The sequence below is a fragment of the Achromobacter sp. 1014246743 genome, assembly GCF_059760725.1.
Genome location: NZ_JCBANA010000043.1, coordinates 35792 through 56409 on the forward strand (window position 1 = coordinate 35792; position 20618 = coordinate 56409).

Here is a 20618-nt window from a genome sequence, read left to right on the forward strand (position 1 = left end):
CCTCTTATACGTCCCCGATTATTCAATCGGGCATCGATACTGGGGTACAGCGGCCCTTGCGGCGCGCAAGAACGCGTCGTTTCAGGTTTTTCTTTCAGATCGCTTTCGTTTTTTGTGCGTTTTACCGAAGAAGCGAACAAAAAACAATCTTGCAGTGCGTCATTATTTTTCGCTTTTGTTGTTTTATGATGCGAACATGACACTGAATCCCAGACAAAGCGCCTTGATCGAAATGGTGCGAGCCCAAGGCTCGGCCACGATCGAAGAGCTTGCCAAACGCTTTGACGTCACGCTGCAGACCGTGCGGCGCGACGTCAACATCCTATCCGAAGCCGGCCTGCTGTCGCGCTTTCATGGCGGCGTGCGCATCGAAGCGTCGACCATCGAGAACATCGCCTACCGCAAGCGCCAGGGGCTGCACGCCGCCGGCAAGCAGCGCATCGCCGAGGCCGTGGCCCGCGCCGTGCCCGACGGCTGTTCGCTGATTTTGAACATCGGCACCACCACCGAGGCCATCGCGCGCGCCCTGCTGCGCCACCGCGGCCTGCGCGTCATTACCAACAACCTGCACGTGGCGGACATCCTGTCTGACAACCCCGACTGCGAGGTCATCGTGGCCGGCGGCGTCGTGCGTTCGCGCGACCGCGGCATCGTCGGCGAAGCCACCATGGATTTCATTCGCCAGTTCAAGGTCGACATCGGCCTGATCGGCATTTCCGGCATCGAAGCCGACGGCACGCTGCGCGACTACGACTTTCGCGAAGTGCGCGTGGCCCGCACGATCATCGAGCAATCGCGCGAGGTCTGGCTGGCCGCCGACAGCAGCAAATTCAAGCGCCAGGCCATGGTGGAACTGGCGCACATCTCGCAGATCGACCGCTTTTTCACCGACGCGCATCCGCAGGAACCGCTGGCCCAGGTGCTGCTGGATTCCGGCGTGCGCTGTGAAGTGGCCGCCGCACCGAACGCCGCCAAGGCCGCCTGACCCGGCGCCCTGCTCCTACGAAACACCGCACTGATTACCTCGCGGCCCAGCCGCCACCTTGCATATGAACCAAACGTCCGCCTCCGTCACCCCGCCCGATCGCAACCGCCTGCTGGCGCAACTGGACAACACGCCCGCCTGGGACGTGATCGTCATCGGCGGCGGCGCCACCGGCCTGGGCACCGCCGTGGATGCCGCCAGCCGCGGCTACCGCACGCTGCTGATCGAAGCCGCCGACTTTGCCAAGGGCACGTCCAGCAAGGCCACCAAGCTGGTCCACGGCGGCGTGCGCTACCTGGCACAGGGCAACATCAGCCTCGTGCGCGAGGCCCTGCACGAACGCGGCCTGCTCAACCGCAATGCGCCGCACCTGGTGTGGCCGCTGGGCTTCGTGGTGCCGGCCTACAACCTGCTGGACCAGCCCTTCTACGGAATCGGCCTGAAGATGTACGACATGCTGGCCGGCAAGCTGAACCTGTCGCCCAGCCGCTGGCTGTCGCGCCGCGACACGCTGGCCAATGCGCCGACCCTGGCCGAAAGCGTCAACGGCCGCGGCCTGAAAGGCGGCGTGCTGTATTACGACGGCCAGTTCGACGATGCGCGCCTGGCGCTCAGCCTGATGCGCACGCTGTTCGACCTGGGCGGCACGGCGGTGAACTACGTGCGCGCCACGGGCCTGACCACCACCGGCGGCAAGGTCGACGGTGTGACCGCGCAGGACGCGCTGGGCGGGGCCACTTTCACGCTGCGCGCGCGCTGCGTGATCAACGCGACCGGCGTGTGGGTCGACAGCGTGCGCCGCATGGAAGACAAGAACGCGCCGACCATGGTGGCGCCCAGCCAGGGCGTGCACCTGACGCTGCCGCAGGATTTCCTGCCGGGCAAGCGCGCCATCCTCATTCCCAAGACCGACGACGGCCGCGTGCTGTTCGTGGTGCCGTGGAACGGCCACACCATCGTGGGCACCACCGATTCACCGCGCAACGACCTGCCGCTGGACCCGGAAGCCGGCGCGCAGGACGTGGACTTCATCCTGCAGACGGCCGCGCGCTACCTCAGCCGCAAGCCCACGCGCGACGACGTCACCAGCGTCTGGGCGGGCCTGCGGCCGCTGGTCAAGGCCACGGGGGATGCCTCCACCAAGTCGCTGTCGCGCGAGCACACCATCCTGGTGTCGCAGGCCGGGCTGGTGACGGTCACGGGCGGCAAATGGACCACCTACCGCCGCATGGCGCAGGACGTGGTGGATACCGCCATCCAGCACCAGTTGCTGACGCAGGCCAGCTGCCGCACCGAGTCGCTGGCGCTGCATGGCTCGGGCGGCCTGGCGCCGTCGCAGGAACATGCCGGCACGCCGGACAGCTACTACGGCAGCGACCTGCCCGCGCTCAAGGCCCTGCCCGGCGCGGACCGCATGCTGGTGAAAAGCAGCGGCCTGTCCGAAGCGCACGTGCGCTTCGCGGCGCGCTTCGAGTTGGCGCGCAGCGCCGAAGATGTGCTGGCGCGCCGCAACCGCGCGCTGTTCCTGGACGCCGACGCCGCCCTGATGGCCGCGCCGGAAGTCGCGCGCATCCTGGCCGAGGAACTGGGCCACGACGCCGCCTGGCAGCAGCGCACGCTGCAGGAGCTGGCCGGCGTGGCGGCGCATTACAAGCTGAAGTGATCTCGCGCGGCCAGCGCCGCGTCGATGGCTGCAGGGTCATACCGCGTGGCGATGGCCGCTCGCGGTGCCCCTGCGTTCACGCACCCGCCGCAAGCGCAGTGCGTGCGCCTGCTTTCACGGCACGCGCAGCGGGCTGTGCTGGATCATCGTTTCGAAGACGCGCAACAGATCGGGGTCGCATTTGGACCCCGCTTCCACGTTGAGAATGCGCATGATCTCGGCGTGCGTGCGCGCCGGGTGATACGGCCGGGCGTCGCCCAGCGCGTCGTAGGAATCGGCCAGCGAAATGATGCGCGAATGCAGCGGAATGTCGTGCCCGGCCAGCCCCTCGGGGTAGCCGGAGCCATCGAAATGTTCGTGATGATGGCGCACCGCCAGCGCGATGAGTTCGCGTTGCGGTATGTCGCTATGCATGATGATGTCGGCGCCCGTCGCGGCGTGCGACTTCATGATGTCCCAATCGTCTTTTTCCAGCCGCTTGGGCGAGAACAGCACGCGGTCCGGCGTGCCGATCTTGCCCACGTCGTGCAAGCGCGCGGCCACGGCAACTGCTTTCTGTTCGTCGTCAGGCAGGCCGCAGGCGCGGGCCAGGGCCACGCTCAGGGCGACGACGCGGTGGCAATGGCGGCCGGTGGCAGGATCGCGCGCCTGCATCGCGGCGAACAGCGCGGCTTCGCAAGAACCTGGGGAACAGGCAGCAGGCGCGGACGCGTCCTGCGGGGGCAAGTCTGGAGGCATTAGGCATGGGGCGCGCGGTTGCAACGGAACCGTTCGCTTGTGTCTGAAAGTATCAATTCTGACACAAGCGCGCGCCCCGCGCGGCGAATCGAACCGTACAACGATGCGGACATCGGCAAGGCGCCGGCACGCCTGCGGCCAGCGCGCCAACGCCCGCGCATCACGCCTTCAGCCGGTCCAGCAACGCTTGCGCCACGCCCACTGACGACGCCGGATTCTGCCCCGTGATCAAGAGACCGTCGGACACGACATACGGCTGCCAGTCCGGCCCCTTGGTGTACAAGCCGCCCAGCGCGGCCAGCTGGTCTTCGACCAGGAAGGGCACCACGTCGGTCAGTTGCACGGCGGCCTCTTCCGCATTGGAAAAGCCCGTGACCTGGCGGCCCTGCACCAGCGGCTTGCCATCGGCGGTCTTAGCGTGGCGCAGCACGCCAGGCGCGTGGCACACGGCGGCCACGGGCTTGCCGGCGGCCAGCATGGTCTCGATCAGCGAGACCGACTTGGGGTCTTCGGCCAGGTCCCACAGCGGCCCGTGACCGCCGGGATAGAACACGGCGTCGTAGTCGGCCGCCTGCACCTCGGCCAGGCGGCGCGTGGCGGCCAGGCGCTGCTGCGCGGCCGGGTCCTGGCGAAAGCGGCGGGTGTCGTCGGTCTGGGCGTCGGGGTCGTCGCTCTTGGGGTCCAGCGGTGGCTGGCCGCCCTTGGGCGAGGCCAGCGTCAGCGTCGCGCCCGCATCCAGGAAGGCGTAGTACGGCGCCGCGAACTCTTCGAGCCAGAAGCCGGTCTTGCGGCCCGTGTTGCCCAGCGTGTCGTGGGAAGTCAGCACGATCAGGATATTCATGTTGCGCTCCTATGCATCGGGGCCGACGCGCACGATGCGCTTGCCCGCGTTTTCGCCCTTGAGCAGGCCCATCAGGCCGCGCGGCGCGTTTTCCAGGCCGTCGACCACGTCTTCTCGGTACTGGATGCGGCCGTCTTTCAGCAGCCCCTGCATGGCCTCGCGGAATTCGCCGTAGCGATGCGCGTATTCGTTGAAGATGATGAAGCCCTGCACCTTGATGCGCTTGGTGAGGATGGTGCGCATCAGCAGCGGCAGGCGGTCGGGGCCGTCGGGCAGGCTCGTGGCGTTGTAGGCCGAGATCAGGCCGCAGACCGGCACGCGCGCGCGCGGGTTCAGCAGCGGCAGCACGGCGTCGAACACCGCACCGCCGACGTTCTCGAAATACACGTCGATGCCCTGCGGCACAGCGCGCGCCAGTTGCTCGGCCATGTCGGGCGCCTTGTGGTCGATGCAGGCGTCAAAGCCCAGCGTGTCCACGACGTAGCGGCATTTGTCGGGGCCGCCGGCAATGCCGACGGCCCGGCAGCCGTGGATCTTGGCCAGTTGGCCCACCACCGCGCCCACCGCGCCGCTGGCCGCGGCCACCACCACGGTTTCGCCGGCCTTGGGCTGGCCGATGTCGAGCAAGCCCATGTAGCCGGTAAAGCCCGGCATGCCCAGCACGCCCAGCGAATAGGACGGGTGGTCGGGCGACTGGCCCAGCTTGAGCAGGCCGGCGCCATCGGACACGGCGTAGTCCTGCCAGCCGGATTGGCCCAGCACCCATTCGCCCACCGGGTAATCGGGATGGTTCGACGCCACGACCCGCGATACGGTGCCGCCCACCATGGGCTGGCCGACTTTCACGGGTTCGGCGTAGGAGGGCGCATCGCTCATGCGGCCGCGCATGTAAGGGTCAAGCGACAGGTAGACCGTGCGCAGCAGCAGCTGGCCGGGGCCGGGTTGGGGCACCGCGTCGGTTTCCAGGCGGAAATCGCTGTCGGCGGGCTCGCCCTGCGGACGGGCGGCCAGGACGATGCGGCGGTTGAGGGAGGACGATTGCGGCATGGCGTGCAGACTCCTTCTGTTCCGGATCATGGCCTGCCCTGGGAAACGCGGGAAAACGAACAGCGCCGGCAGGCCTTCAGGGCATTACACCATCGATGCCCGGCGGCTTGTCCGGCAACCCTGCCCCTCGCCCCCCTTTTAATTAATTAAATATTTAATTAGAATTTGCGGCATGCCGAATTCGCCTGCCCCCGCCCGCCGTCCGGGCCGCCCGCCCCGCCCCGACAACGCCGCCGTCCGCGACCAGCTGCTGGACATTGCCACCGATCTGTTCGCCGCGCAGGGGGTGGCCGCCACCCGCATCGCCCACATCGCCGAGCGCGCCGGGGTCACCTCGGCCATGCTGCATTACTACTTCAAGAGCCGCGACCAGTTGCTGGATGCCGTCGTGCTGGAACGCGTGGTGCCAGTGATCAGCTTCGTCTGGAGCCCCGTGCCGCAGACGGCCCGCCGCGTGGTCGGCCCGGCCGACACCGCGCGCGCCGCCATCACCGAAATCGTCTCGCGCCTGGTGCGCTGCGCCGCTGACCGGCCCTGGCTGCCGGCGTTGTGGATGCACGAGGTGGTCAACGAAGGCGGCCAGCTGCGCGAACGGGTGCTGCGCCACCTGCCGTCGCAGCGCTTGCAGGTCTTTGCCGGCATGATCGCCGACAGCCAGCGCGCCGGCGCCATCACGCCCGGGGTCGAACCGCGCCTGGTGTTCCTGTCGATCCTGGGCCTGACCCTGCTGCCGCTGGCCACGTCCAGCCTGTGGCGCCGCATCTGGCAGGAAGACCCGACCGCCCAGGCCATCGGCCACGACGCCATCGCGGCCCACGCCGTGGCCATGCTGACGGGTGGGCTGTTCACCCCAGCGGCCCCGCTGACGGCCGGCCTGGCCCATGGCGACGCTGCCGCCGATTGCCCCGACCTGGCGCCGCCCGACGCCATGGCCGACACCCTGCTTCCCCCCTCGCCCACCCCAGGACGCTGACCATGCGCACCGACTCTGCCTTGCGCCTTGCACGCCCCGCCGCCGCCCTTTGCCTGTTGCTGCTGGCCGCCTGCGGCAAGGGCAGCGACGCGTCCTACCAGGGCTATGTCGAAGGCGAATACCTGTACATCGCCTCGTCCGAAGCGGGCCGGCTGGACAGCCTGTCGGTGCAGCGCGGCCAGCAGGTGGCCGCCGCCGCGCCGCTGTTCGCGCTGGAAGCCACCCGAGAATCCGCCGCCCGCGACCAGGCCGACGCGCAACTGGCGGCGGCCACTGCGCAGCAAGAAGACATTGCCACCGGCAAGCGCCCCGCCGAGGTTGACGTCACCCGCGCCCAATTGGCCCAGGCCGAAGCCGCCAGCCGCCGGTCGGCCACGCAGTTGGCGCGCGACAGCGCCCAGTTCCGCATCGGCGGCGTGGCCCGCGCGCAACTGGACGACAGCCGCGCGCAGGCGCAGTCGGATGCGGCGCGGGTGCGCGAACTGCGCGCCCAGCTGGACGTGGCCAACCTGCCCGGCCGCCAGGATCAGCGGCGTGCGCAGGCCGCCCAGGTCGAGGCCGCCCGCGCCGCGCTGGCCCAGGCCGACTGGACACTGGCCCAGAAGCGCCAGGCCGCGCCGACCGCCGCGCTCGTGTTCGACACGCTGTACCGCGTGGGCGAATGGGTGCCGGCCGGCAGCCCGGTCGTCAGCCTGTTGCCGCCGGGCAATATCAAGGTGCGCTTTTTCGTGCCCGAGGCCGTGGCCGGCGCGCTGAAACCCGGCCAGGCCGCCACCGTGCGCTGCGATGGCTGCGGCGACCCCGTGCCGGTGCGCATCGACTACATCTCGCCGCAGGCCGAATACACGCCGCCGGTGATCTACAGCCGCGAAACCCGTGGCAAGCTGGTCTACATGATCGAGGCGCGTCCGGCGCCCGACGCCGCCGCGCGGCTGCATCCCGGCCAGCCGGTCGAGGCGGCGCTGCAATGAACGGCCCCACGGCATCGCCCACGGCGCCGGGCGGCTACGTCATCGACGTGCAGGGCCTGAACAAGCATTTCGGCGACAAGCACGTGGTCAACGATGTGTCGCTGCAAGTGCGCGAAGGCGAGATCTTCGGTTTCCTGGGCCCCAACGGCAGCGGCAAGACCACCAGCATCCGCCTGATGTGCGGCCTGTTGACGCCGGATTCGGGCAGCGGCACCTGCCTGGGCTACGACATCATCAAGGACAGCGCGCAGATCAAGCGCCAGGTCGGCTACATGACCCAGAAGTTCTCGTACTGGGACGACCTGACCATCCGCGAGAACCTGGATTTCGTGGCCCGCATGTACGGCATGCCCCAGCGCCGCGAGACCGTCGACCGCGCGCTGCAAGACCTGGGGCTGCAAAGCCGCGCCGGGCAACTGACGGGGTCGCTGTCGGGCGGCTGGAAACAGCGGCTGGCGCTGGCCGCCTGCCTGCTGCACCAGCCGCGCCTGTTGCTGCTGGACGAACCCACCGCGGGCGTGGACCCGACCGCGCGGCGCGACTTCTGGGAACAGCTGCACGAGCTGGCCGCGCGCGGCATCTCGGTGCTGGTCAGCACCCACTACATGGACGAAGCCGAACGCTGCCACAAGCTGGCCTACATTTCCTACGGCAAGCTGCTGACCCAGGGCACGGCCGACGAGGTCATTGCCGAGCAGCACCTGACCACCTGGGCCATCCACGGCCACAACCTGGTGCCGCTGGCGCAGCAGTTGCGCGGCGCGCCGGGCGTGGACCAGACGGTGGCCTTCGGGTCGGCGCTGCACATCAGCGGGCGCGACGCGGCGCAGCTGGAACGCACGCTGAACGACGCCGTGGCCGGCCAGGACCTGCGGCTGGAGCGCATCGACACCAGCCTGGAAGACGTCTTCATCTACCTGATGAACCGTTCTTCCGACAACTTCGCGAGCCCGGCATGAGACGCCACCTGGAGGGCTTTTCGTGGTCGCGCTGGTGGAGCATGGTGCTCAAGGAATTCCTGCAACTGCGGCGCGACCGCATCACCTTCGGCATGATCGTGGGCATCCCCATCATGCAGCTGGCGCTGTTCGGCTACGCCATCAATACCAACCCCAAGCAGCTGCCCACCGCCGTCATCGTGGCGGATCACAGCCCGTTCACCCGCAGCTTCGTGGCCGCGATGAAGTCGTCGGACTACTTCCACATCGTGGACGAACTGCCCAACGAAGAAGCCGGCAGCAGAGCGCTGGCGCAGGGCCGCGTGCTGTTCGTGGTGACCATTCCGCCCGACTTCACCCGCAAGCTGCTGCGCGGCGAGCGCCCGGCGCTGCTGATCGAAGCCGACGCCACCGATCCCATGGCGACGGGACTGGCCATCGGCTCGGCCAACCAGCTGGCGCTGGCCGTGGCGCAGAAGGACCTGACCGGCCCGCTGGCGCACCTGGCGGGCGGCCAGCCGCCGTTCGACGTGCGCGTGCACCAGCTCTACAACGAAGAGCAGATCTCGCAATACAACACCGTGCCCGGCCTGATGGGCGTGATCCTGACCATGACATTGGTGATGATGACCGGCCTGGCCATGACGCGCGAGCGAGAACGCGGCACCATGGAAAACCTGCTGGCCATGCCGGTGCGGCCGCTTGAAGTCATGACCGGCAAGATCGTGCCGTACATCGCCATCGGCCTGATCCAGGCCACCATCATCCTGCTGGCCGCGTATTTCATCTTCCACGTGCCGTTCCTGGGCAGCCTGTTGACGGTGTACCTGGGCGCGCTGATCTTCGTGGCCGCCAACCTGACCGTGGGCATCACGCTGTCGTCGCTGGCGCAGAACCAGTTGCAGGCCATGCAGCTGACGATGTTCTATTTCCTGCCCAACATGCTGCTGTCCGGCTTCATGTTCCCGTTCCTGGGCATGCCCCAATGGGCCCAGTACCTGGGCAATCTGCTGCCGCTGACCCACTTCAACCGGCTGATCCGCGGCATCCTGCTCAAGGGCAACGGCTGGTGGGACCTGTGGCCCACCATCTGGCCCATGCTGCTGTTCACCGCCATCGTCATGACGGCCGCCGTGAAGTTCTACCGCCGCACCCTGGATTGAAGGCCGCCATGTCCTGCCCCCGCCCTCGCCTGCCCCTCGCCCGCCGCGCCGCGGCGCTGGCCGCCTGCGCCCTGCTGCCCGGCTGCGCCGTCGGCCCCGATTTCAGCCGGCCCGCCGCGCCTGCCGTCTCGGCCTATGCCGCGCCGCAAGAGGCCGCCGCGCAGCCGCGCCTCACCGCCGCCGACATTCCCGGGCAGTGGTGGCAGCTGTTTCAATCCCCCGCCCTGGACGCGCTGGTGCGCCAGGCGCTGGACGCCAGCCCCACACTGGACCAGGCCCGCGCCCGCCTGCGCCAGGCCAGCGAAGACCTGAACGCCGAGACCGGCGGCCGCCTGCTGCCCGCCGTGGACGCCAACCTGTCCGCGACCCGGCAGAAGGTCGATCCGTCCGCCTATGGCGTGCCCGTGACCGAACAGCCCGCCCCGTTCACGCTGTACAACGCGTCCATCGACGTGTCCTACACGCTGGACGTCTTCGGCGGCAACCGCCGCGCGCTGGAAGGCCTGGCCGCCCAGGTGGACTACCAATCGCACGAATGGCAGGCGGCCCGCATGACGCTGGCGGCCAACGTCGTCACCACCGCCATCCGCCAGGCCGACCTGACCGAACGCATCGCCATCACGCGCGACCTGCTGGCCGCCCAGCAACGCCAGCAGGACATCATGCGCCAGCGCCTGGCGGCCGGCGGCATCGCCGAAGCCGACCTGCGCAACCAGGAATTGCTGCTGGCCCAGACCCAGGCCACCCTGCCGCCGCTGCAATACCAATTGGCCCAGGCCACCCACCAGCTGGCCACCTACCTGGGCCAGTTGCCCGCCGACGGGCAGGCGCCGCCGCTGCGCCTGGCCGACCTGACCCTGCCTGCCGAGATTCCGGCCGGCGTGCCGTCGGCGCTGACCCGCCAGCGCCCCGACATCCTGGCCGCCGAGGCCTTGCTGCACCAGGCCGCGGCGGAGGTCGGCGTGGCCACGGCCAACCAGTATCCCCGGTTCACCCTGACCGCCAGCTTCGGGTCGCAACGCACGCGGGCCGGCGATATCACCGATGGCGTCAACGTCTGGAACCTGGGGCTGGGCGTGGTGCAACCGCTGTTTCGTGGCGGTGAACTGCGCGCCCGCACGCGTTCGGCGCAAGCCGCCTACGACGCCGCCCAGGCCGCCTACCGCCAGACCGTGCTGGACGGGTTCCGCCAGGTCGCCGACGCGCTGCGCGCCGTGCAGACCGATGCCCAGGCCTTCGGCGCCTACGACGCCGCCTGGCGCCGCGCGGCAGACGCCGACCGCATCGCCCAGGGCCGTTACCAGGCCGGCGGCATCAGCCACCTGAGCCTGCTCGACAGCCAGCGCCAGTTGCTGCAGACCCGGCTGTCGCGCAGCGCCGCCGATGCCGCACGCTACGCCGACACCGCCGCCTTGCTGCAAGCGCTGGGCGGCGGCTGGTGGAACGAAACACCGCCCGCCCAGGCCGCCGCAAAATCCTCGCCATAGCCCGCAAACCCGCGCCAAATCAGGCCTTGCGGGCTCATGTCCGAGAATTCGGGTAAGAAAGTGGTGTTGTGCGACGTTTAGGAATCCGTTGTATCCGATGCATCATGCATGCGCTGAAGCTGCACAGATCTCGACAACGATTCATGAATGACCTACTAGACCTCATCGTCTTCTCGCCCGACCCCCGCCAACGTACCCGCCGTAGCGACGCCCTGGCCGGCATGGGCTTCTCGCCCCGCTGCTGCGAAGATTCCAACGGCCTGTTCCGCCTGTTCCAGGCCCGCCGCACCCCGCTGCTGGTCATGGAAGCCGAACTCACCGACCTTTGCATGGCCGTCGCAGGTCTGCGCGCCATGGACACCACCGCCGGCATCGTCGCCGTCTCCACCTTCGATTCCCCCGAAAACCGCATCCTGGGCCTGCACTGCGGCGCCGACGCCTGCTTCCAACCCGACGTCGCCACCGCCGAAATCGCAGCCGCCCTGCAAGCCCTGGTCCGCCGCGTCCCCATCTCCGGCCGCCGCCCCCACGACCCCGACCCGCGCCCCGCCCCCGCCGCCCCCGTCGACGGCAACGGCAAATGGCACTTCCAGGACGCCGCCTGGACCCTCGTCAGCCCCCGCGGCACCCGCCTGGCCCTGACCCAGGCCGAACGCGACTTCCTCCTCAAACTCACCACCAGCCCCGACAAACGCCTGCCCCGCGGCGACCTCCCCCCCGGCGACCCCCAAGCCGGCCGCGAGTCCATACGCCGCACCGACGTCGTCGTCAGCCGCCTGAGAAGAAAAGCCCAGGAAACCAACATGGAACTCCCAATAAGAACAGTCTGGGGCTGGGGCTACGCCTTCACAGGCGACATCTAACCCGCCCCCCAAACCTCGCCACCCGTAGCCCTGGAGGCTGGGCCTTGTTGTGGCGAGCAACCTCGATGCGCCCCCAAGGGAATCCGCAGGCGTACGAGGATGATGCAGGGGAAGTCCGGAGCGAAGGCTCCGGACCGCAATCGTGGGCGCTCGCCACAACAAGGCCCAGCCCCCAGGGCGACCTACGAAGCCCCCCCCACCCGGCGTATCATTCCCCTAGCCCCCCAAACACCGCCAAACAGACATCAAACATGGACGTCTACACCCGCCTGCAAGCACTGCTGACCCATCACCAAGCCACCTTCCGCCTGATCTCCCACCCGGCCGCCGGGCGCTCCGTCGAAGTCGCCGCCGTCCGCGGCACCGCCGTCAGCCAAGGCGCCAAGGCCCTGGTCTGCCGCGTCAAGATCTCGTCCAACCAGCGCAAGAACGTCCTCGCCGTCTTCCCCGCCGACCAGCAGGCCGACCTGGAAGCCATCGCCCGCGCCGCCGGCGGCAAGAAAGCGTCCCTGGCGTCCCAGGACCTCGCCCGCGAACTCACCGGCTGCGAAATCGGCGCCATCCCGCCCTTCAGCTTCAACCCCGACCTGCACCTGATGGTGGACCCCACGCTGCGCCAACGCCACGATGAAATCGTGTTCAACGCCGGGCGGCTGGATGCCTCCATCCTGATGCGCACCGACGACTACTTCCGGCTCGCCGCGCCGCAAGAAGCCCCGCTCATCAAAGGCTAGCCCCCACGAACCCGCGCCCCGAGGCCGCCTTGTCCCGCCCGACCCACCCGACGCGCGCACGCGCTTCCAACATGCGCTGGCTCATGAGCCTGGCGCACATGGAGCCGTCGCCGGTCAGCCGCTGGGTGGCGCTGCGCGCCGCGCTGGCCATCGGCCTGCCCACCGCCGTCGGCCTGGTGCTGGACCAGAGCGCGGCCGCCGCGCTGGTCGCCCTGGGCGCCCTGCCCGCCATCACCGGCGACAACGGCGGCCCCTATCGCAATCGCGCCCTGTCCATCGGGTCCACCGTCTTCGGCGGCGCGCTCGGCTACCTGCTGGGCAACCTGCTGGCCGGCCACGGACTCTGGAGCGCCGCCGGCATGACCGTGCTGGTGCTCATCGCCAGCCTCGTCGGCACCTTCAACAACATCGCCGCCGTCGCCACGCTGCAATTTGCCACCTACGTCATCGTCGGCACCAGCCTCACCTCGACCCTGCCGCCCTGGCTGCCGTCAGTGCTGGTGGGGGCCGGAGGCCTGTTCGGCCTGGCGCTCACGCTGCTGGGCTGGGTCGTCAACCCCATTGCCCCGGAACGCGCCGCCGTCGCCACCGCCTACCGCAAGCTGGCGGCCATGTTCGCCGCCATCGGCACCTCGCGCATCATGGCCGCGCGGCGCGACATGGAAGCCGCGCTGACCACCGCCTACGACACCGTGCTGGCCGCCCGCGGTCGCGCCGCCGGCCCCTCGCCCCGGCTGGCCCGGCTGGCCGCGCAACTGCAGGCCTGCACGCCGCTGTCCGACACCGCGCTGGCGCTGGCCCGCGCCGGCCGGGTGCTGCCGCACGAAGGCGCCCGCGTCATGAACCGCCTGGCCGACCGCGTGGAAAACGACGCCCCGCCCGCGCCCGCCGACGACATCGCCACGTTGCGCGGCGCGGGGCTCGATGCCCTGGCCGACGCGCTGGCCCGTGTGCAGCCGCTGCTGGACGGCAGCGGCCCGGCCCAGCCCGACGCCTTTCCCGCCTTGCCGCCCGCCCGGCCGCGGACCCCGTGGCGCGTGCTGGCGCGCACCTACCGGCCCGGTCCCACCACGGTGCGCTACCTGGTGCGACTGGGCTTGTGCCTGATTGCCGCCGAAGTCGTCGCCCACGCCTTCGCGCTGCCGCGTTCCTACTGGGTGCCGCTGATCGTCGTGGTGGTGTTCAAGCCCAACTTCGGTTCGGTCTTTGCCCGCGCGCTGCAAAGCTGCGCCGGCAGCGTCGTGGGCGTGGCCATCAGCGCCACCGTGCTGGCGCTGGACCGCAGCGGCATCGCCAGCCTGGTCACCGTGGCGGCGCTGGCGGCGCTGCTGCCCTGGTCCATCCGCCGCAACTACGGCCTGTTCTCGGCCATCCTGCTGCCCATCCTGATGTTGCTGATCGGCGCGCTGCAACCGGGCAGCTGGCCCATCGCCCTGGCCCGGCTGGTGGATGTGGCCGTGGCCGCGGGCATCGTGCTGGCCGTGGGCTACCTGCCCTGGATGCGGCTGGAACGCCACAACCTGGACCAGGCCGTCGCCACCGCCATCGACACGCTCGCCGCCTATCTCAACGCCGTGTTCCAGGCCGACGGCGCCACCCGCCACGACCTGCGCGCGCAAGCCTATGCACGGCTGTCGGACCTGCGCATCGCGCTGCAGCGCGGCCTGTCCGAACCCCGGCTGGTCAGCCGCCGCGCGCTGGCCTGGTGGCCGGTGGAAGTGGCGCTGGAACGCGTCGCCAACGCCGTCTCGGACACCGCCTGGTCCCTGCCCGCCGACGCGCCGCCGCCCACGCCCGCCGAACTGGCGCAACTGGCCGGCGCCCTGCACGCCATGGCCGAGGCCGTGGCACAGGGTGCGCCCGTGGCGGTCGACCCGATCGACGCGCCCGTGCCCGCGCTGCGCGAGGCGGCCGCCGCCATCGAATCCCTGCGCGCGACGCTGGCCGGCCCGGAATTCGCGGCCACGCCGGGCAAAGCCGCGCCCCCACAACCAAACGCTCACCAGGTCTGAACCATGTGTCTCGCCGTCCTGGCCCTGCACGCCGTGCCGGGCATCCCCGTCCTGATCGCCGCCAACCGCGACGAATTCCACGCCCGGCCCACGCTGCCCGCGGCGCAATGGCCAGATGCGCCCAGCGTCTACGGCGGCCGCGACGGCCTGGCCGGCGGCACCTGGATGGGCGCGACCACGGGCGGGCGCTATGCGCTGGTCACCAACTTTCGCGAACCGGGCCGGCAGATTGCCGACGCCCCGTCGCGCGGCGCGCTGGTCGAAGGCTTCCTGCGCGGCACAGAATCCCCCGCGGACTACGTGGCCGCCGTCCATGCCGCCGGCCAGGCCTACAACGGCTTCAACCTGATCGTGGGCGACGCGCGCGGCGCCTGGTACACCAGCAACCGCGACGGCGCGCCGCGCGCGCTGGCGCCCGGCGTCTATGCGCTGTCCAACCATTTGCTGGACACCCCCTGGCCCAAACTGGCACGCACTCGGGCGGCCTTTGAGCGCGTGCTGGAAAACGATCCCCAGCCCGACCTGCCGGCGCTGTTCACCGCCCTGGCCGACCGCCAGCCCGCCGACGATGCCGACCTGCCCGCCACCGGCCTGCCGCGGGATCGGGAAAGACTATTGAGCAGTCCGTTCATCATCAGCCCCAACTATGGCACCCGCAGTTCCACCGTGCTGGCACTGCGCGACGACGGCGCGGCCGAATTGACCGAAAGGCGCTTCGCCCCCGATGGATCGGTCAATGGCGAAAGCGCCCTGGCCTTTGCCTGGCGCGACGCTGCCGCAAGCGATATCCTGAAATAGGCCGCGGAAACAATCGGTAGGCATCCCGTCGCGCCGAAAGCGAACTCGCCGCGCGACGGGCGGTCGAATTTCCCATCACGCTTTTTTTTGCGCGTGATCATTTCCGTAAGGAGCATTCCATGAACAAACGCATCGAACGCTGCACCGTGGCCGCCGTCATGGCGCTGGGCAGCCTGGCCGTTGCCGGCATCCTGACCACCGCCCAGGCCGCCCTGCCTGCCGTGAAGCAGCAAGGCAGCGTGCAGTACGTCAGCGGCGGCATCGGCCTGGACGAATCCGAAGCCCTCAAGGCCGCGGCCAAAGACTACCCGCTGGCGCTGACCTTTGCCGCCCAGCGCGACGGCAAGGCCGACTACGTGGCCAACGTCGCCGTCCACATCCAGGACGCCCACGGCAAGCAGGTGTTGAAGGCCGAATCCGAAGGCCCCTACATGCTGGTCAAACTGCCCGCCGGCAGCTACAAGGTGTCCGCCACCTTCAACGGCAAGACGCAAGACCGCGACGTGACAGTGCAGAACAGCGGCACGGCGCGCGCCGTGTTCGAGTGGAAGTAAGGTCCACGAAGCCACCTGGCATGACATCCCGGCGCTGCCTCGCGCAGCGCCTCGTGGCCGTCAAGGAAACGACGCCGTGGGGCTGCGGCCCTTGAAGGCATGGGCGGCCGCTTCGATTTCGTTGGTCCAGATACCGCCCGTATAGCCCGTGGGCACGCGGCGCATGTCGTCCGGCGTGTCGATGCCGGTTGAAAAGCCTTCGCCCTCATACGGCCCGATCAGGAACGGGGTGCTGCCGACGTCGCGCAGCCGCGCCTGGAAGCGGCCGGGCCAGCCCCACAGCCAGGGCGCGACATTGATCGGCACCATCACCGGCATGCCGCGGCAAGCTTCTGGCACATGGCCCGACCAACCCAGGGCGGCGTAGCGCAGCAGGCAGGATTTCAAACCCGAGCGGGTCAAGGTCGGCACATCCGGCGACAACTGGCGCAGGCGCGCCATCGGCTCATCGCCGCCATAAGCCATGAAGTCGCGCCGCCGTTCGGGCGTCATGGCATTGAGCACGCGGGCCAGGGCCTCGCCCTCGGCCGGGTCGCGGCTTTTGACATTGATCAGGAAACGCTGGCGCGGAAAGGCGGCCAGCACGTCGTCCAGCGACGGCATCAGCCCCACGCCGCGGCCACGCAACGGAAACGTCTTGCCCCCGTCCGCCGTGTAGCCGTAGCCGATGTCCAGCGCCTTGAGCTGGGCCATGGAATGTTCGCGCGTCACGCCGTGGCCGTCGCTGCGGCAATCCAGCGTCCAGTCATGGAACACCGCGAACTGGCCGTCGGTGGTCGGGTGCACGTCGATCTCGACGATGTCGGCGCCCGCCTCGAAGCTGACGCGCATCGACGCGATGGTGTTTTCGAGGTAGCCATGGACGGGCGGCACGATCCGGGTAGCCGTGCAGGTGTCGGGCTGCATGCCGGTGGTGTCGTACCGCTGCGCGATGCCGCGGTGCGCCAGCAGCGTCGGCTGCGCCCCCGGCTCGGGCACCGTCCGGTCGGCATTGGCCACGTATACCAGCACGCCCGCCACGACGGCGACGCCGGCCGCGATGCGCCGTTTGCGCATAGTGCTACACGCCCGAGAACAGGATGGCGATCGTGAACCCCATGCTGATCGTCCACACCAGCGAACGCAGCGCGCCCCAGCCCGCCAGGTACATTGCCAGATAGCCCAGCCGCACCCCCAGCCAGCACGCCATCAGCGTGGCCACGTGCGCGGGCGGCGCCTGGGTGTACAGCGCAAACAGCACCGCGCCGAAAAAGAACGGCAGCGCTTCAAAGGTATTGATCTGCGCCGCGTTGGCGCGCGCCCGCCAGCCTTCCTGGCGGGCCAGCCAGGCGCGCGGATCGTTGTTGTCGAACTTGTTGCCGCCGGCCTTGGCCACGATCGTCGACACGAAGGGCAGGATTGCCGCCGCCAACATCAACCAGGCGATCAGTTTCATTGTTGCTCCTTGTGCGGGCAGGCCCGCGACGCGCGGCAAGCCCGTGCCGCCGCTGCGGCATGGTCGCCTGAAAGCGCGGAAATGAAAAGCCCGGGGCGCTTACACTGGCGACCTTGTCGTGGCGGCGGCTGCGCGCCTTGGCGGATCGCCGCGTTTTTTCGGGTGGCGCCACCCGCCCGCGGGGCCGCACGCAGACCGCCGCCCATTGATGCATCGCAGGAAGATTCATGCCGCTCGTGTCCCCCGGTTCGCTCTTGTTCCTGGCCGCCGCCCTGTTGTGGCTGCCGGCCACCCGCCGCTGGTCGCTGCTGCCGCTGGCTGCCGCCTACGCCTGGGCCTGGACCCAAGGCGGCATCGAGCCGCTGGCGCTGGCCTGGCCCGCGCTGCTGGTCCTGGCCGCCATGCTGGTCCGCCCTGCCTCGCCGCCCGCCCTGCGCGCCGCCGGCCATACGCTGTTCCTGGCGGTGGCCGTGCTGCTGTTCCTGCATTGGCTGCCGGGCTTTCACAACCCGCTGGTCATCCCGCGCGCCGCGCTGACGCCCGACGCCGTACCCTTCGGCATGTACCTGAACCTGGACAAACCGCTGGTCGCGTTCTGGGTCATCCTGGCCGCCGCGCCCGTCATGGCGGGAACCACCGCGCGCACCACCCTGGGCGCCGCCCTGGCCGCCTGCGCCGCCGCCATCGTGGTCTGCCTGGGGCTGGCCCTGGCGTTGGGCGTGGTGGGATGGGCGCCGAAATGGCCCGAATCCGGCTGGCTCTGGCTGATCAACAATGCCTTGCTCGTGACCCTGGCCGAAGAAGCCTTGTTCCGCGGCTACGTGCAGCAGCGCCTGGCGCAGTGCTGGCGCGGCCAGCGCTGGGGCGCCACGGCCGCGCCAGGGGTCGCCGCGCTGCTGTTCGGCCTGGCGCACTACGCGGGCGGCTGGCAGTGGATGCTGCTGGCAGGCATTGCCGGCGTTGGCTACGGCGTGGCCTATCGTCATGGCGGCCTGGCAGCCGCCGTGCTGGCCCACCTGGGCCTGAACGCCGCGCACTACGGGCTGTTCACCTACCCGATGCGCGCGATTCTGCATTGAGAATACGCGTGACGCTGAATTGAAAAACGGGCTTGGGTTCCCGCTTGCGGCCATGCCGCAAACCAGAACCCAAGCCCGTATGAGGACTCGGCCGAGCGGGCCGGACGGCCTGGCTACCCAGGCAGCGTCCGACCGGCCGTTCAGGCCGCCAGGGCCGGATAGTCCGTATAACCGGCCGCGCCCGACGAATAGAACGTCGACGAATCCGGTGCATTCAGCGGCGCCTTCAGCGCGAAGCGGCGCACCAGGTCCGGGTTGGCGATGTACTGCACGCCAAACGCCACCGCATCCACGCGGCCTGCTTCAATGGCAGCTTCCGCCGATTCGCGCGTGTAGCCTTCGTTGCCGATGTACACCCCGCCAAACGCCTCGCGCAATTGCGGGCCGATGCTGTCCGTCCCCTCGTGCTCGCGCACACACAGGAACGCCAGGCCACGGCGGCGCGCCGCACGCGCCACGTAGCTGAACGTCGTCAGCGGATCCGAATCGCCCATCGTGTGCGAATCGCCGCGCGGCGACAGGTGCAGGCCGACCCGGCCCGCGCCCCACACGCTCACACACGCATCGATCACTTCCAGCATCAGGCGGGCGCGGCCTTCCAGCGAACCGCCGTAGCCATCCGTGCGCTGATTGGTGCTGTCCTGCAGGAACTGGTCCAGCAGATAACCGTTTGCCCCGTGCACTTCCACGCCATCGAAACCGGCGTCCTTGGCCAGCAGCGCGCCGCGGCGATACGCCTCGACCACGCCCGGGATTTCATCCGTTTCCAGCGCGCGCGGCACCACATAGCCGCGCTTCGGACGCACCAGGCTCACGTGGCCTTGCGCCGCAATCGCGCTGGGCGCCACCGGCAGTTCGCCGTTCAGGAACACCGGATCGGAAATCCGGCCCACGTGCCACAGCTGCGCAAAAATACGGCCGCCGGCGGCATGCACCGCGTCCGTCACCTTGCGCCAGCCCTTCACCTGGTCTTGCGACCACAGCCCCGGCGTATCCGCATAGCCCACGCCCTGCGGCGTCACCGAGGTCGCCTCGGTCAGGATCAGCCCGGCGTCGGCGCGCTGCACGTAATACTCGGCCATCAATTCATTCGGCACCCGGCCTTCGCTGGCCCGCTGGCGGGTCAACGGGGCCATGATGATACGGTTCGGCAGGGTCAGATCGCCCACGCGCAGGGGTTCAAACAACTGGCTCATACAAACAAATCCTTGCCCGGCGGTCGGGCGCTGGGTAGCGGCGGCAGGCTACATATCTTGGTTCAATTGCTGCAAAAATGCGGCAATCACGGCTTCATTGCGACGAAAGAACACCCACTGCCCCACCTTCGTCGGCGTAATCAGCCCCGCGCGCTGCAGCACCGCGAGGTGTGAAGACACCGTCGACTGCGACAGCCCGCAGCGCCCATCGATATGGCCCGCGCACACCCCGTTTTCAAAGGTATGCCCCGGCCGTTCCTCGAAGTGCGCCTCCGGCGTCTTCAACCACGCCAGAATCTCGCGACGCACCGGATTGGCCAACGCCTTGAGAATGGCGTCGGCATCGATCACCGGAGCGGCCGCCGTAGCGGGAGAAGAAAGGGTCGTCATATTCCAATATCGCAATTTATCGAATCTTATATCGAGACATCTCGATATATAGTCATGCCCCTACGAGCCAAGGGGCTATCCCCCCCAAAACCGCCTACTCGCCCTGCACCCGCCCCCGCAACCGCTTCACCTCGCCATGCAGCACCTTGCGCTGCACCCGCCGCCGCTGCGACGCCCGCGTCGGCTTCGTCGCCCGCCGCGGCTTCTCGACCTTCGCCGCCGCCCGCACCAGAGTCACCAGCCGCTCGATCGCCTCGGCCCGATTCTTTTCCTGGCTGCGAAACGACTGCGACTTGATGACGATCACGCCATCCTTCGAAATCCGATGATCGTTCAGCCCACACAAGGCATCCTTGATCTCGTCCGGCAACGACGACGCCCGCACATCAAACCGCAGATGCACGGCACTGGAAACCTTATTGACGTTCTGCCCCCCCGCGCCCTGCGCCCGGATCATCGAGAACTCGAGCTCGCGCTCATCAATATAGAGAGAATCTTGAACATGAAACATAGCGCGAGAGTATAAGTGCTCCCGCCCCGAAGCCCCCCCAGGAACTGCGGGGCCCAACACAATCCAGCCCCCCTTCCCCCCCAACCACAAACCCCCCCCCAAGGGCGGGCCAAAACCCCCCCCCCCCCCCCCCCCCCCCCCCCCGTCACCCCCCCCAACCCAACCCCCCCCACCCCCCCCCTCCTTTTCACCACCCCCCGCCCCCCCAACCCCTTTGTGCCCCTTCTGTACGCCCTTTTT

21 protein-coding genes are annotated in these 20618 nt (G+C 69.1%); 13 read left to right on the top strand and 8 right to left on the bottom strand.

Annotated features, from left to right (window positions below; all coding sequences use genetic code 11):
* Positions 1–175: 175 nt before the first annotated feature.
* Positions 176–985, top strand: a complete 810-nt coding sequence (locus AC6LJ2_RS18600; RefSeq protein WP_081821558.1) for a DeoR/GlpR family DNA-binding transcription regulator — start codon at positions 176–178, stop codon at positions 983–985.
* A 64-nt stretch (positions 986–1049) separates the two neighbouring features.
* Positions 1050–2648 carry a glycerol-3-phosphate dehydrogenase/oxidase gene (locus AC6LJ2_RS18605; protein WP_263913232.1) on the top strand — a complete coding sequence of 533 codons (1599 nt, stop codon included), beginning with the start codon at positions 1050–1052 and terminating at the stop codon, positions 2646–2648.
* Positions 2649–2762: 114 nt separating this feature from the next.
* Here the strand turns inward: AC6LJ2_RS18605 and AC6LJ2_RS18610 are convergent, their stop codons facing one another.
* The 3 genes from AC6LJ2_RS18610 to curA form a co-directional block, all read right to left on the bottom strand.
* Complete coding sequence (locus AC6LJ2_RS18610; protein ID WP_498151917.1) at positions 2763–3386, bottom strand: HD-GYP domain-containing protein; 624 nt, start codon at positions 3384–3386, stop codon at positions 2763–2765.
* Positions 3387–3546: 160 nt separating this feature from the next.
* On the bottom strand, positions 3547–4227 hold the full coding sequence (locus AC6LJ2_RS18615) for a type 1 glutamine amidotransferase domain-containing protein (protein WP_263913230.1): 681 nt from the start codon (positions 4225–4227) through the stop codon (positions 3547–3549).
* Between the two features lie 9 nt (positions 4228–4236).
* Positions 4237–5274 (bottom strand): NADPH-dependent curcumin/dihydrocurcumin reductase, encoded by a 1038-nt coding sequence (gene curA, locus AC6LJ2_RS18620; RefSeq protein WP_263913229.1) that lies wholly within the window; start codon positions 5272–5274, stop codon positions 4237–4239.
* A 172-nt stretch (positions 5275–5446) separates the two neighbouring features.
* Between curA and AC6LJ2_RS18625 the strand changes: the two genes are divergently transcribed.
* The 10 genes from AC6LJ2_RS18625 (at position 5447) to AC6LJ2_RS18670 (ending at position 15767) form a co-directional block, all read left to right on the top strand.
* Positions 5447–6247 carry a TetR/AcrR family transcriptional regulator gene (locus tag AC6LJ2_RS18625; RefSeq protein WP_498151918.1) on the top strand — a complete coding sequence of 267 codons (801 nt, stop codon included), beginning with the start codon at positions 5447–5449 and terminating at the stop codon, positions 6245–6247.
* 2 nt (positions 6248–6249) lie between these two features.
* Complete coding sequence (locus AC6LJ2_RS18630) at positions 6250–7218, top strand: HlyD family secretion protein (RefSeq protein ID WP_498151919.1); 969 nt, start codon at positions 6250–6252, stop codon at positions 7216–7218.
* Positions 7215–8177, top strand: a complete 963-nt coding sequence (locus tag AC6LJ2_RS18635) for an ABC transporter ATP-binding protein (RefSeq protein ID WP_498151920.1) — start codon at positions 7215–7217, stop codon at positions 8175–8177. Before AC6LJ2_RS18630 ends, AC6LJ2_RS18635 begins: the two co-directional genes overlap by 4 nt.
* Entirely contained in the window at positions 8174–9319 is a 1146-nt protein-coding gene (locus AC6LJ2_RS18640) for an ABC transporter permease (protein ID WP_263913225.1), read from the top strand. Before AC6LJ2_RS18635 ends, AC6LJ2_RS18640 begins: the two co-directional genes overlap by 4 nt.
* Before the next feature lie 8 nt (positions 9320–9327).
* Complete coding sequence (locus tag AC6LJ2_RS18645; protein ID WP_498151921.1) at positions 9328–10806, top strand: efflux transporter outer membrane subunit; 1479 nt, start codon at positions 9328–9330, stop codon at positions 10804–10806.
* A gap of 143 nt (positions 10807–10949) precedes the next feature.
* Positions 10950–11669, top strand: coding sequence for a response regulator transcription factor (locus AC6LJ2_RS18650; protein ID WP_498151922.1), 720 nt, complete (start codon positions 10950–10952; stop codon positions 11667–11669).
* A gap of 251 nt (positions 11670–11920) precedes the next feature.
* Complete coding sequence (locus AC6LJ2_RS18655; RefSeq protein WP_263913222.1) at positions 11921–12403, top strand: YbaK/prolyl-tRNA synthetase associated domain-containing protein; 483 nt, start codon at positions 11921–11923, stop codon at positions 12401–12403.
* Positions 12404–12432: 29 nt separating this feature from the next.
* Positions 12433–14415 carry an FUSC family protein gene (locus AC6LJ2_RS18660; RefSeq protein ID WP_263913221.1) on the top strand — a complete coding sequence of 661 codons (1983 nt, stop codon included), beginning with the start codon at positions 12433–12435 and terminating at the stop codon, positions 14413–14415.
* 3 nt (positions 14416–14418) lie between these two features.
* Positions 14419–15213, top strand: a complete 795-nt coding sequence (locus AC6LJ2_RS18665; protein ID WP_498151923.1) for an NRDE family protein — start codon at positions 14419–14421, stop codon at positions 15211–15213.
* Between the two features lie 119 nt (positions 15214–15332).
* The gene (locus AC6LJ2_RS18670) at positions 15333–15767 is read left to right on the top strand and encodes a peptidase associated/transthyretin-like domain-containing protein (RefSeq protein ID WP_263913219.1); all 435 of its coding nucleotides are present in this window, start codon (positions 15333–15335) and stop codon (positions 15765–15767) included.
* Between the two features lie 60 nt (positions 15768–15827).
* Here the strand turns inward: AC6LJ2_RS18670 and AC6LJ2_RS18675 are convergent, their stop codons facing one another.
* Together AC6LJ2_RS18675 and AC6LJ2_RS18680 are read right to left on the bottom strand one after the other, a co-directional pair.
* Positions 15828–16823 carry a glycerophosphodiester phosphodiesterase family protein gene (locus AC6LJ2_RS18675; protein ID WP_263913218.1) on the bottom strand — a complete coding sequence of 332 codons (996 nt, stop codon included), beginning with the start codon at positions 16821–16823 and terminating at the stop codon, positions 15828–15830.
* 4 nt (positions 16824–16827) lie between these two features.
* Positions 16828–17202: an MAPEG family protein gene (locus tag AC6LJ2_RS18680; protein ID WP_263913217.1), complete on the bottom strand. Its 375-nt coding sequence runs from the start codon at positions 17200–17202 to the stop codon at positions 16828–16830.
* Between the two features lie 227 nt (positions 17203–17429).
* On the opposite strand from AC6LJ2_RS18680, the gene AC6LJ2_RS18685 reads away from it, so the two are divergent.
* Positions 17430–18281: a CPBP family intramembrane glutamic endopeptidase gene (locus AC6LJ2_RS18685; RefSeq protein ID WP_498151924.1), complete on the top strand. Its 852-nt coding sequence runs from the start codon at positions 17430–17432 to the stop codon at positions 18279–18281.
* 140 nt (positions 18282–18421) lie between these two features.
* Here AC6LJ2_RS18685 and AC6LJ2_RS18690 read toward each other — a convergent pair whose 3' ends face one another.
* The 3 genes from AC6LJ2_RS18690 to arfB form a co-directional block, all read right to left on the bottom strand.
* Positions 18422–19477, bottom strand: a complete 1056-nt coding sequence (locus AC6LJ2_RS18690; protein ID WP_263913215.1) for an alkene reductase — start codon at positions 19475–19477, stop codon at positions 18422–18424.
* 48 nt (positions 19478–19525) lie between these two features.
* On the bottom strand, positions 19526–19867 hold the full coding sequence (locus AC6LJ2_RS18695) for an ArsR/SmtB family transcription factor (RefSeq protein ID WP_263913214.1): 342 nt from the start codon (positions 19865–19867) through the stop codon (positions 19526–19528).
* Positions 19868–19961: 94 nt separating this feature from the next.
* On the bottom strand, positions 19962–20378 hold the full coding sequence (gene arfB, locus AC6LJ2_RS18700) for an alternative ribosome rescue aminoacyl-tRNA hydrolase ArfB (protein ID WP_263913213.1): 417 nt from the start codon (positions 20376–20378) through the stop codon (positions 19962–19964).
* Positions 20379–20618: the final 240 nt, after the last annotated feature.